We start from the raw sequence: 12266 nt of genomic DNA, 5'->3' as shown, positions 1-12266 counted from the left end.
GTGGGCAACCGCCTGACCAAAATCTACACCCGAACCGGAGACGCCGGAACGACTGGGCTTGGCATTAACGAACGTATCGCCAAAGACAGCCTGCGCATACACGCCATTGGCGACATCGATGAACTGAACAGCGCGATGGCTCTGGCCGCTGAAACCTTAACGGAGCAACCTGACGTCTTGGCCGATCTCCGGCAGATTCAACACGATCTCTTTGACTTAGGTGGCGAACTGGCCATGCCCGGTCACAGTTTGCTGGATGAAGCCATTGTCGCCGAACTGGAAGAAAAAATTGATGACCGAAACGCCGAACTGCCCCCGTTAAAGAACTTCATTCTACCTGGCGGCAGCGACGCCAATGCTCGTCTTCATCTGGCGCGTGCTATTTGTCGGCGAGCAGAACGAACCGTGATTACGTTTAACCAATCGGAAGATCACCCTCATTTGTTGGCTCAGACTTACCTGAACCGACTGTCCGATTTCTTGTTTGTGTTGTCGAGGTTCGTCCTGAAGCTTCAAGGTGGTGACGAAGTACTGTGGCAAACTCGGCATAAGCCATGATCCAATTATTACGTTACTCACTTATTAGTGGTCTCGCCCTACTTCTGACAGGCTGTGCGTTGCTGGCGCCCAGTTACCCAGCGGCATCAGCAATCACTGAGCAGCCTTCTTATCAGACCAGCCTAAGCGAAACAACCGGTTGGTTGGTGTTTTCGCCCACCACTCCTGTCAGTACCGGTGTCGTTTTTTATCCCGGAGGAAAGGTTCAACCCGAAGCCTATGCCCCTCTGGCAGAGACCATCAGTCAGACCCTGAATGCCACCGTGATTATCGTGCCAATGCCACTGAATCTTGCTGTTTTGGGGGCATCCCGGGGTGAAGAGGTGCCTGACGCATTCCCATCGATACAGCATTGGTTCATTGGCGGCCATTCTCTGGGCGGTACCATGGCCGCATCTCGGGTATACAAACACCCCGAACGGTGGGATGGTTTAGTGCTGCTGGCGTCTTATCCTCAGGACAGCCATGATCTTTCACAATTGGACCTACCCGTCATCAGTATTATTGGCGACCGTGATGGTCTGATTAACCAGGACACCTGGCGCGCATCCTTACAAAGACTGCCAGCGACTGCGCAACGAGGTGTGATACCAGGTGGTAACCATGCCGGCTTTGCCGACTATGGGCCGCAGGAGCAAGACAACTTCGCCGGTATCTCACCGGAACAACAGCGCGCCATGACAGCGGAATTTCTGGCAGACTGGCTATCCGAGGAAAGCCATTCTTCGCCGTGAAGCAAGATGGAATATTGTGAACCAGACAACACATTTCTCATTCATGTTCTGAGATAACTTGCCGATAGCTTTAGCAACGTTCATCAACCAAGGGGCCAATGTCATGGCGGCCATCATTCTCGGCAAAAACCTGCTGTCAGACGACGAGCTGATAGAACACGCTTTCAGCGATCAGAACCAAGGTAACCGCAACCTTGTGCAACTCAAATCTCTTGCGGCCGATGCTGCAATTCAATCCTCCTTGCTGCTGATTCGTATGATGAAAATTGAACGCATCTATGTCGATCCGGCGCCAAGAATGTCAAGCCAATCGCCTGCCTCTCCGACTCAAAAGTCACCCTGGAAGTGATAATCCATTAAGCCCTCTGAACGATCAGCGGGCTTATCATTCTCTGTAAAACCCTCAAGACACCTGACCGATCGTTCAGATCCTGAACTCTGAAATGACAACAAATGGCAAAATACGGTAGCCTTGCCAGACTTTTCATAACGGAGATTGGTCAGGTATGGCTAAACAGACCCCGCTTTTTGATGCGCATCTTGATAGCGGCGCAAAACTGGTCGATTTCGGCGGTTGGGAAATGCCCATCAATTATGGCTCGCAGATCAGTGAGCATCAGGCTGTGCGCGAATCTGCCGGCATGTTTGATGTCTCTCATATGACCATTGTCGATATCCTCGGGGACGACGCTCAAGCCTTTTTACAGAAACTGCTGGCGAATGACGTTGCCAAGCTCAAGACCCCCGGCAAAGCTTTGTATACAGCCATGCTAAACCCTCAAGGCGGGGTGATCGATGATCTGATCGTCTATCGCCTCGACGAGGGTTACCGAACGGTTGTGAACTGTGCCACCCGTGAAAAAGATCTCGAATGGATTCAGCAACAGGCCACCGATATGGCCGTGACTATCAAAGAGCGCGATGACCTGGCCATGGTTGCCATTCAAGGGCCACAATCGGTAGAAAAAGCGACGGTGGCCTTGGGTGAAGAACACGGTCCGATTGCCAATCAGGTAAAGCCATTTCAAGGCCTGCCCAGCGGCGACTGGTTTATTGCCCGAACCGGCTACACCGGCGAAGACGGCCTCGAGGTCATGGTACCGAATAACGAAGTGACCGATTTCTGGTCCAGACTGCTCGACAATGGCGTACAACCCTGCGGTTTAGGCGCACGAGACACGTTGCGTTTAGAGGCAGGTATGAATCTCTACGGCAACGACATGGATGAACAAACCCACCCGTTGGAGTCCGGCATGGCCTGGACCGTGGCCTGGGAACCGGAAGAACGTGACTTTATGGGTCGCGACGCCCTGACCAAACTTCGGGAACAAGGCGGTTATCGCAAACTGATCGGTCTGGTTCTGGAGCAGCGCGGCGTTATGCGGGCACACCAGACATTGCACGCCAGTGAAGACGGCCCCGCAATTGGCGAAATTACCAGTGGGACCTTCTCCCCGACCCTGAATCAATCCATTGCGATGGCACGGATCGATCGGGAGGTCAAGGACTCCTGTTTTGTTTCAATGCGCGGTAAGATGCTGCCGGTAAAAATCGTGAAACTGCCGTTCGTCCGAAACGGCAAGAAGCAATTTGATTAATCGTTAAACTCTCTGTTAAAGGATACGCCCATGAGTAACATCCCTGCCGATCTGAAATATGCTAACTCCCATGAATGGGTCCGCGATGAAGGTAACGGAATCGTTACCGTCGGCATCAGTGACTTCGCTCAGGAAAAACTCGGCGATGTGGTCTTTGTTGAGTTACCGGAAGAAGGGGCGACAATCACCGTCGGTGACCCGGTCGCGGTCGTTGAGTCGGTAAAAGCGGCGTCTGACATCTACGCTCCAGTCACCGGAACCGTGGTCGAAGTCAACAGCAGCCTGGAAGACTCTCCTGAACAGGTTAATGAAGACGCCTACGAAGACGGTTGGTTTTTTAAGGTTCAGGTTGCAGACGACAATGAAAACGTCGACCTGATGGATGCCGATTCTTATGCGGACGTTTGCGCTGAAGACTGATACATCATCGCAGACAGCCCCAACCGCAGCCTCCACGGTTTCCTGACCTGAACACGGCTATCCACTGAAAGCGGACAATAATAACGGCATGCCATGAACGCATGCCTTTGATTTATCGAGAGTACGATGACTTCCCTGACTGATCTTGAATACCGCAATGCCTTCATCGACCGCCACAACGGTCCCGACCCTCAACAGCAGCAGGACATGCTGAATCAGGTCAATGCCAAAGACCTGGACGATCTGACCCAACAGATTGTGCCGGCCAACATTCTGTTGAACGAACCACTGTCGATGGAGGATGCGGTTCCGGAAGCTGAAGCACTGAGTTACCTGAAAGCGGTTGCGGACCAGAATGATGTCTTTACCAGCTACATCGGCATGGGCTACCACGACACGCACGTGCCGAACGTGATCTTGAGAAATGTTTTGGAAAACCCGGGTTGGTACACGGCCTATACACCCTATCAGCCGGAAATCGCGCAAGGCCGCTTGCAGGCACTGATCAACTACCAGCAGATGGTCATTGACCTGACCGGTATGGAAATCGCCAACGCGTCGTTACTCGACGAAGCAACGGCCGCCGCTGAAGCCATGGCCATGGCCAAACGCTCTGTCCGAAAAAACAAATCACAGTCATTCTTTGTCGACGCGAATGCCCACCCACAGACGCTGGATGTCCTGCGAACACGGGCTGAGTATTATGGGTTTAACATTATCACCGGCAAGCTCAGCGAATTAGAAAACCACCACGTCTTTGGTGCCCTGATTCAATATCCTGGCAGTAATGGCGCGGTTGTCGACCCGGAGCCCTACATTCAGGAACTACACCGAAAGGATGCGTTAGCCATCGTTGCCACAGATTTGATGGCCTTATGCCTGCTGCGGTCGCCGGGTGAAATGGGCGCCGATATTGTACTCGGTAACAGTCAGCGTTTTGGTGTCCCGATGGGCTTTGGCGGTCCGCATGCGGCATTTTTTGCCGTGCGTGAGACACACAAGCGTGCCATTCCCGGGCGTATCATCGGTGTTTCCAAGGACACCACCGGAAAACCGGCTCTGCGTATGGCCCTGCAAACACGTGAGCAGCACATCCGCCGGGAAAAGGCGACGTCGAACATCTGTACCGCTCAGGTTTTACTGGCCAACATGGCCGGATTTTACGCCGTTTATCACGGCCCGGAAGGACTGAAACGTATCGCGGAACGTATCCACCGCCTGACCGGCATTCTTTCCGAAGGTCTCGAAGCCAAAGGCGTACGGGTTGTCAACTCACACTTCTTCGACACCCTGACCATTGATCCACTGCATAATCTGGAACTGATTCAGGAGCGCGCCGAAAAACATCGGGTGAACTTCCGCGTCACTTCCGATGGCCGAATCGGTCTGTCGGTAAACGAAACCACGACCCGAGACGACATTGAAGAGCTGTTCGACATTCTGCTGGGTGACAATGACCTGGATGTCAGTGACATCGATCGGGAACTGGAAGCACAGAACACAACGTTCCTTCCAGAAAACCTGGAGCGAACCACGGATTACCTGACTCACCCGGTCTTTAACAGCCACCACAGTGAAACCAAGATGCTGCGGTACCTGAAAATGCTGGAAAACCGGGATCTGGCGCTCAACCACAGCATGATTGCGTTAGGTTCGTGCACCATGAAGCTGAATGCGACGGCACAGATGATTCCGGTCACCTGGGAAAAGTTCGGTCGCCTGCATCCCTTTGCACCGGCCACCCAAACAGCTGGGTATCAGACCTTGGTCGATGAGCTTCAGTCCATGCTCAAAAGCATTACCGGGTTTGATGCCATCAGTCTGCAACCCAACTCCGGCGCACAAGGCGAGTACGCCGGCTTGCTGGCAATCCGCAAGTACCAGGAAGCCAATGGTGAAGGCCAGCGAAACATCTGTCTGATTCCCCAATCGGCACATGGAACGAACCCGGCCTCCGCACAGATGATGGGCTTGAAAGTCGTGGTGGTCAAAACCGACGATCAGGGTAATGTCGATCAACAGGATCTTGAAGCCAAAGCCGAACAAGCCGGCGACCAGCTGTGTTGTCTGATGATTACCTACCCCTCCACCCACGGCGTCTACGAGGAAGGCATTCGCCATATCTGCGAAGTCATCCACCAGGCCGGCGGACAGGTCTATATGGACGGTGCAAACCTCAATGCCCAGGTGGGCTTAACCCGCCCAGCGGACATTGGTGCCGACGTCTCCCATATGAACCTGCATAAAACCTTCGCCATTCCTCACGGTGGTGGAGGCCCTGGCATGGGTCCGATTGGCGTGGGTGCGCACCTGGCACCCTTCTTACCGAACCACTGCGTGACCCCCATTGAAGAGCGAAACCCGCTGATGGGTGCCGTCTCTGCCAGTGCTTACGGCAGTGCTTCGATCCTGACCATTTCCTGGATGTACATCCGCTTACTGGGTGCCAATGGCTTGCGCAAAGCCACGCAAACGGCCCTGCTCAACGCCAACTACCTGGTCGAGCGATTGAAGGATTACTACCCGATTCTCTATACCGCGCCCAACGGCCGGGTCGCACACGAATGCATTCTGGATTTACGACCGCTGAAAGCGCAGACCGGCATCACGGAAGTGGACATTGCCAAACGACTGATGGATTACGGTTTTCACGCGCCGACCATGTCATTCCCGGTGGCCGGTACTTTTATGGTGGAACCGACGGAATCAGAGTCCAAAGATGAGCTGGATCGATTCGCTGACGCGATGATCGCGATTTATCATGAAATTCAGAAAGTGGGTAACGGCACCTGGCCCGCAGAGGACAACCCGCTGGTCAATGCCCCTCACAGTCAGCAGGATTTGATCGGCGACTGGAGCCATCCTTACAGCCGGGAAACCGCGGCCTTCCCGTTAGCCTGGGTCGGCGACAATAAATTCTGGCCGGCCGTCAATCGCATTGACGATGTCTGGGGTGACCGAAACCTGTTCTGTGCCTGCCCGACCACCGATTCGTATGCGGAGAACTGAGATGGAACTGATACTAACCGTAATGGCTGAAGACCGCCCAGGCATTGCCGAGCGACTGGCCCGAGAGATTGAAATCAATCAGGGCAACTGGCTGGAAAGCCGCATGGCGACCATGGCCGGAAAGTTTGCCGGCATCATCCGGGTCGATGTTAAAGCCGAGTCGGCGGATGCCTTGACGTCAGCATTGTCGGCGTTAAGCAAAGAGGGTCTGAATGTTCAGATAGAATCCGGTGAAACGGCCGATGCGGAACTCAATCGATACTGCTTTGAAGTGGTCGGTAATGACCGTCCGGGTATTGTCCGGGAAGTGACCAATGCACTGGCGTCCGTCGGAGCCAATGTCATCGACTTAAACACGGTCATCGAGCCGGCGTCGATGTCCGGTGGTGAGCTGTTCAAAGCCACCATAGAAATCACTCTGACGCCGGAACAGCAAATGGATACCGTTGTCCAGGCTCTGGAACGGCTATCGCCGGATTTAATGGTCGATCGACCGTAATTATCATGTCTGAACAAAAAAGGGGCTCAGGCCCCTTTTTTATTGTGTTTACCAATAACGAACGTCAAACCGGCTCAATCGTCTTTTACATCGGCAACCGGCTGCATTGTTTGCCCATCGGCATGATTGTCCGATGCAAACTGCAGATCGGCTAAGCGCTTGTACAACGGCGAACTGGCCAGCAAGGAACGATGTGTCCCTTCGGCAACCAGTTCACCTTCGTGAAGCACGACGGTGCGGTCCGCGCCGAGAACGGTAGCCAGCCGATGAGCAATGATCAGCGTTGTCCGGTTTTTCATTAATTCATTCAGTGCCTGCTGGACCTGGTACTCGCTTTCCGCGTCCAGTGCACTGGTGGCCTCATCCAGTAACAGAATGTCCGGGTCATTCAAAATCGCCCGGGCAATGACAATCCGCTGTTTCTGGCCGCCGCTGAGCCGAACGCCGTTTTCACCAAGATCGCTGTCAAACCCTTGCGGCAGATCCATAATAAACTCATAGGCATGCGCCGCTCGTGCTGCTGCAATCACTTCATCGTCTGTCGCGTCTGGCCGGCCATAACGGATGTTATACCAAACATTATTGCTGAACAGGACGGGCTGCTGTGGCACCAGCGCCATGGGACGACGAAGGTCCTCCAGCGCCAGTTCGGATATGTCCGCTCCATCCATCAGAATGCGGCCTTTTTGCGGGTCATAAAACCGGAGGATCAACTCAAACAAGGTCGACTTACCGGCCCCACTGGGTCCAACCAATGCCACCGTTTCACCCCGCTTCACTACCAGATTCAGATCATTCAGCGCGGCTCGATCCGGACGGCTTGGGTAGAAAAAGCGAACCGATTCAAACCGCAGGTGTTCACTCACCGACGAGTCTATCGACTGAGCCTGATCCGGATCTTTAATTAATGACGGTTCCGCTAAAAGCTCCATCAACCGTTCGGTCGCGCCCGCGGCTCGCTGAATCTCACCATAAACTTCAGAAACACCCGCCACGCCAAAGGCCACCATCAGCGCATAAAACACGAAGGCCGCCAGTTCACCGCCGGACATGCGACCGGTCATGACATCGTAGCCACCGACCCAAACCATCGCCGCGATGGCCGTAAAGGCTAGCATGATTACCAGACCAAGCAACAACGACCGTTGTCGAATGCGCTTCTTGGCCACTTCAAATGCACGGTTCACTTCCGCACTGAACGCATTAATTTCAAACTGCTCCCGAGAATAGGACTGAACCGTTTTCACCTGACGAATTACCTCTCCGGCATAGCTGCCGACGTCAGCCACGCTGTCCTGACTTTGGCGACTCAGCGTGCGAACCTTGCGCCCAAGTAAAATGGCCGGTACCAAAACGGCGGGCACTCCAAGCATGACCACGGCCGTCAGTTTCAGGTTGGTCACGAACAACATAATCAAACCACCGGTTACCGTCAGCGCATTACGCAAAGCAAAGGACAGGCTGGACCCAATGATCGATTGCAGCAGTGTGGTATCGGTGGTCAGGCGTGACATGATCTCGCCGCTTTGGTTCTCTTCAAAGTAACTTGGGTGCATCCGCACCAGATGACTGAAGACATCGTTACGCAAGTCTGCCGAGACCCTTTCGCCTAACCAGGTCACCAGATAGAACCGAACGAACGTACCGATGGCCATGGCCACTACCAGAATCAACACCAGGCCCAGCATCTGATTCAACGCCGTCATTGACTGTGACAAAATGCCGTCATCAATCACCAGCCGGACGCCCTGTCCCAGGGCGAGGGTGATCAAACTGGTAAAAATCAGCGCTGTGGCAGCTCCGGTCATGACCTTTTTGTAGCGAGAAAGGTACGGCCACAACTGCGCCAGAAATGAGACCGGAGGGACCGGTTTTGGCTGTGTATCGGCGTTGTCAGATGAAGTGGCGTCGGTCATGGCGGGATCCTTGGTAATGTCGGACACGTCCGCCCATTATCAGGGCTAACCGCCCGATTAAAAGCCAAGCCTCGGTTAAAGTGACTAATGGCCCATCGCTGCCAAAACGTTCGCTCACCGTGAGATATGGCCGGACTAAGGCAAATTCAGCGCTTCTGGCTGAACGCCAGCCAGGGCTTTCAATTGGTCGTAGTGCTGCAGCCGCCCGGCCTGAGAGGCATCAAACTTTGTGGTGTACCAGCGCACATCAACCACGTCATTGCTTGTCTTTGCCGGCAAACGACGCCGAACCTCCATGGCAATGGCGTCACTGGTGTCAATGACTCGGGCCCGTGCACCCGCCAGCTGTTCAATCTGCGACCGTATCAACGGGTAATGCGTGCACCCGAGAACAACCTGATCAACACCTTCATCAAGCAGCGGGCACAAATATTTCTGCAACAAAGCCGGAATGGCCTCAGGGTCAGACTCAATCGCATCCGCCAGACCCGAGCAACCCTGGCTAATTACCTGAACATTGGGCAAAAACGCCTGAATGAGTCGTTGATAGCGTTGCGAAGCAACGGTGTTTTCAGTGGCCAGAATACCAATTTTCCGAGTACGACTAAGCAAAGCGGCAGGCTTAACACCCGGCTCAACACCCACAATAGGTACTGAGAACTCCCGGCGCAACTGATCGATGGCGATGGCTGTAGCCGTATTGCAGGCAATGACTATGAGCTGGCACCCCTGCTCGATCAGCCATTGACTGATTTCGCGACTGCGCTGAGTGACGGTTGCTTCTGACTGATCTCCATAGGGTGTATAGGCCTGATCGGCCACGTAAATCAATGCCTGATCCGGCAACAGACTACGGATACTGTTTAAAACGGTTAAGCCGCCGAGGCCAGAATCAAATACGCCTATCATGTTTCGCGATCATCACAACAAAACGGGCAGTTTATCCGACTTATGAACACTGGGGAAATAGCTTGAAGTCAGGCGGCCGTCAATCGGCCGCCTGTGGAGAAAGGAACATCAATCAAATTAATGCAAGTGCATCTTCCGCTGAGACATGTTCCAGGTTCTGATCATCAGCAACGCTCTTGTAAGTCACTTTTCCGCGGCACACATTCAAGCCATCCAACAAATGCGGGTTGTCCGCCATGGCTTGTTTCGCGCCTTTGTTTGCCAACTGAAGGACAAAGGGCAGCGTTGCATTGTTCAGCGCCATGGTCGACGTTCGGGCAACGGCACCAGGCATATTGGCCACACAGTAATGCACCACACCATCGACGATGTAAGTTGGCTCTGCATGTGTGGTGGCTTTCGAGGTTTCAAAACAACCGCCTTGATCGATCGCGACATCCACCAGCACCGCACCTTTCTTCATACGACTGATCATATCGCGGGTAACCAGCTTCGGTGCCGCCGCCCCGGGAATCAATACCGCACCGACGACCAGATCAGCCTCAAGCACATGCCGCTCAAGCGCTTCTTTGTTTGAATAAACGGTCTTAATTCGATTGCCATACTGCTTGTCGAGTTGACGCAATACATCCACATTCTTATCCAAAACGACAACATCAGCGCCGGTTCCCACGGCCATCGCAACCGCGTTTTGTCCGACAACACCGGCTCCGATTACGACGACTTTGGCGGCCTCGACTCCTGGCACACCGCCCAACAACAGGCCACGACCACCCTGTGCGATTTCCAATGAATGAGCACCCGCCTGAACGGACATCCGCCCGGCCACTTCCGACATCGGAGCCAGTAATGGCAACTGACCTCGTGCATCCGTCACCGTTTCATAAGCAATGCAGACTGCGCCCGATTTAATCAGGTCCTGCGTTTGAGGAACATCCGGAGCCAGATGCAAGTAAGTAAACAAAGTGTGCTCTGGCTTTAGCATGGCACGTTCAACCGCCTGAGGCTCTTTGACCTTGACAATCATTTCTGCCCAGTCAAACACATCGGCGGCCGTATTCAGAATCTGCGCGCCGGCGGCCTGATACTGTTCATCACTGAAACCAATGGCATCGCCTGCCAGTGTTTCGACAGCAACGTCATGGCCATGGTGTGTCAGTTCAAGCACTGCCATCGGCGTTAAACCAACGCGATATTCGTGATTTTTGATTTCCTTCGGGATACCGATTTTCATAACTAATCTCCAGGGTGACATTCGTTCTGCAGTTATAGCGATGTTTTGACTCTGCGTTGCATGCCGTAGCAGACGAACTTATTTATTTTTCCGACATCCACACTCAAACCGGGAAGCCGATGTTATCCATGGAAAATAGTATAAAAATAAGTGTTAAAAATGAGTCTCTGAATCAGACCCATCATTCAAGAAGATTAACCACCAGGACTCAATATATAAGTCCAATCATCTGATTTCTCGCCATAATACCGAGCATTATCGCGCAATCACCGATTGTCTCTCTATCAGTCTCGGCGTAAAACGCAGCGATTGATCGCGGTTGATCGGGCTGTCGTCCATCGAGGAAAGCGCGAGTTTCGCGGCCAGTGCGCCCATTTCATTAATCGGGTATCGAATGGTCGTCAGGTGGGGCTTCAGAATCCGCGCGAGAATAACGTCATCAAACCCTACCACCGAGACTTCCTGCGGAATGGCCCGGCCAGAGTCCTGTAGCATGACCATGGCACCCGCTGCCATGGCATCGTTATAGGCAAAGAGCGCCGTAATCCCCAGATCCCGGGACATAACCTCCGACATCGCGTAGTTACCGCCTTCTTCATCCGGAAAGGCTTTTACGACCATTCGGTCGTCATAAACGATGTCCGCCTCTTCCAGGGCTTTTCGGTACCCGGCTAATCGGCTTTCACCATCTTCAATGGCGATGTTGGTTCCGATGTAAGCAATCGACCGATGACCGCGACTGAGCAGGTGCCGGGTCGCGAGATAGGCACCGTATTCATTATCCAGATACACGCACCGATCTTCCCAACCAACAATCACACGGTTAATGAGGAACACCGGCGTGTCCAGCTTCAACAGCTCAATGAGCTCATCATCGGGGATGGCTTTTGAGTGAATGATCAGCGCGTCGCAGCGTCGTTCCTGCATAAACTGAATGGCTTTGCGTTCGAGGTCCGGCTGATGATAGCCCGCGGTCACGATCACGTGTTTGCCGGCCTCCATCACCACCCGATGAACGCCCGCCATTAATTGCGCAAAAAACGGGGAATCGATCTCACCGACCAGCAAGCCAACACAGTCTGATCGGTTACTGACCAAGGCACGAGCCAGCGTGTTTGGTTGGTATTTAAGCTTTTCCATGGCCACCAATACGGCTTGTCGCTTATCCGGTACCACCGATGCCGAGTTATTAATTACTCGTGACACCGTTGAAACGGACACACCCGCTTCTTTTGCGACGTCTTTGATATTGGCCATGCAAGGGCACCCCAGATGTTTGAAACAGGTTTCAAATAGTGACCCATTTCTTGATTTTAAACAATGGGATAGCACTTGAAAACGTTTTCAAACTAGGTAAAATTCGAACACTTTCTTTACAAAAGGGTGAGA

11 protein-coding genes are annotated in these 12266 nt (G+C 53.4%); 7 read left to right on the top strand and 4 right to left on the bottom strand.

Translation table 11 applies throughout. From position 1 onward, the window contains the following. The 7 genes from MED297_RS17120 (at window position 1) to MED297_RS17090 (ending at window position 6818) form a co-directional block, all read left to right on the top strand. The gene (locus tag MED297_RS17120) at window positions 1–558 is read left to right on the top strand and encodes a cob(I)yrinic acid a,c-diamide adenosyltransferase (RefSeq protein WP_008047154.1); all 558 of its coding nucleotides are present in this window, start codon (window positions 1–3) and stop codon (window positions 556–558) included. After that, a complete protein-coding gene (locus tag MED297_RS17115) occupies window positions 555–1292 on the top strand; it encodes an alpha/beta hydrolase (protein WP_040557488.1) in 738 nt (245 codons plus the stop codon). Before MED297_RS17120 ends, MED297_RS17115 begins: the two co-directional genes overlap by 4 nt. A gap of 58 nt (window positions 1293–1350) precedes the next feature. Next, on the top strand, window positions 1351–1641 hold the full coding sequence (locus MED297_RS17110; RefSeq protein ID WP_154650985.1) for a hypothetical protein: 291 nt from the start codon (window positions 1351–1353) through the stop codon (window positions 1639–1641). 157 nt (window positions 1642–1798) lie between these two features. Continuing rightward, window positions 1799–2890, top strand: coding sequence for a glycine cleavage system aminomethyltransferase GcvT (gene gcvT, locus MED297_RS17105; protein ID WP_008047148.1), 1092 nt, complete (start codon window positions 1799–1801; stop codon window positions 2888–2890). A 30-nt stretch (window positions 2891–2920) separates the two neighbouring features. Continuing rightward, entirely contained in the window at window positions 2921–3310 is a 390-nt protein-coding gene (gene gcvH / locus MED297_RS17100) for a glycine cleavage system protein GcvH (RefSeq protein ID WP_008047145.1), read from the top strand. Window positions 3311–3436: 126 nt separating this feature from the next. After that, complete coding sequence (gene gcvP / locus MED297_RS17095) at window positions 3437–6319, top strand: aminomethyl-transferring glycine dehydrogenase (RefSeq protein WP_008047142.1); 2883 nt, start codon at window positions 3437–3439, stop codon at window positions 6317–6319. A 1-nt stretch (window position 6320) separates the two neighbouring features. Next, on the top strand, window positions 6321–6818 hold the full coding sequence (locus MED297_RS17090; protein ID WP_040557486.1) for a glycine cleavage system transcriptional repressor: 498 nt from the start codon (window positions 6321–6323) through the stop codon (window positions 6816–6818). A gap of 74 nt (window positions 6819–6892) precedes the next feature. On the opposite strand, the gene MED297_RS17085 is transcribed toward MED297_RS17090, so the two are convergent. The 4 genes from MED297_RS17085 to MED297_RS17070 form a co-directional block, all read right to left on the bottom strand. Further along, window positions 6893–8734, bottom strand: coding sequence for an ABC transporter transmembrane domain-containing protein (locus tag MED297_RS17085; protein ID WP_040557485.1), 1842 nt, complete (start codon window positions 8732–8734; stop codon window positions 6893–6895). Window positions 8735–8869: 135 nt separating this feature from the next. Next, entirely contained in the window at window positions 8870–9643 is a 774-nt protein-coding gene (gene murI, locus MED297_RS17080) for a glutamate racemase (RefSeq protein ID WP_008047139.1), read from the bottom strand. 112 nt (window positions 9644–9755) lie between these two features. Further along, window positions 9756–10877: an alanine dehydrogenase gene (gene ald / locus MED297_RS17075; protein ID WP_008047138.1), complete on the bottom strand. Its 1122-nt coding sequence runs from the start codon at window positions 10875–10877 to the stop codon at window positions 9756–9758. Between the two features lie 255 nt (window positions 10878–11132). Beyond that, window positions 11133–12134, bottom strand: a complete 1002-nt coding sequence (locus MED297_RS17070; protein ID WP_008047136.1) for a LacI family DNA-binding transcriptional regulator — start codon at window positions 12132–12134, stop codon at window positions 11133–11135. Window positions 12135–12266: the final 132 nt, after the last annotated feature.

Source organism: Reinekea blandensis MED297 (assembly GCF_000153185.1).
Lineage (GTDB): Bacteria > Pseudomonadota > Gammaproteobacteria > Pseudomonadales > Natronospirillaceae > Reinekea > Reinekea blandensis.
This window is presented reverse-complemented; position numbering and strand designations above follow the sequence as displayed.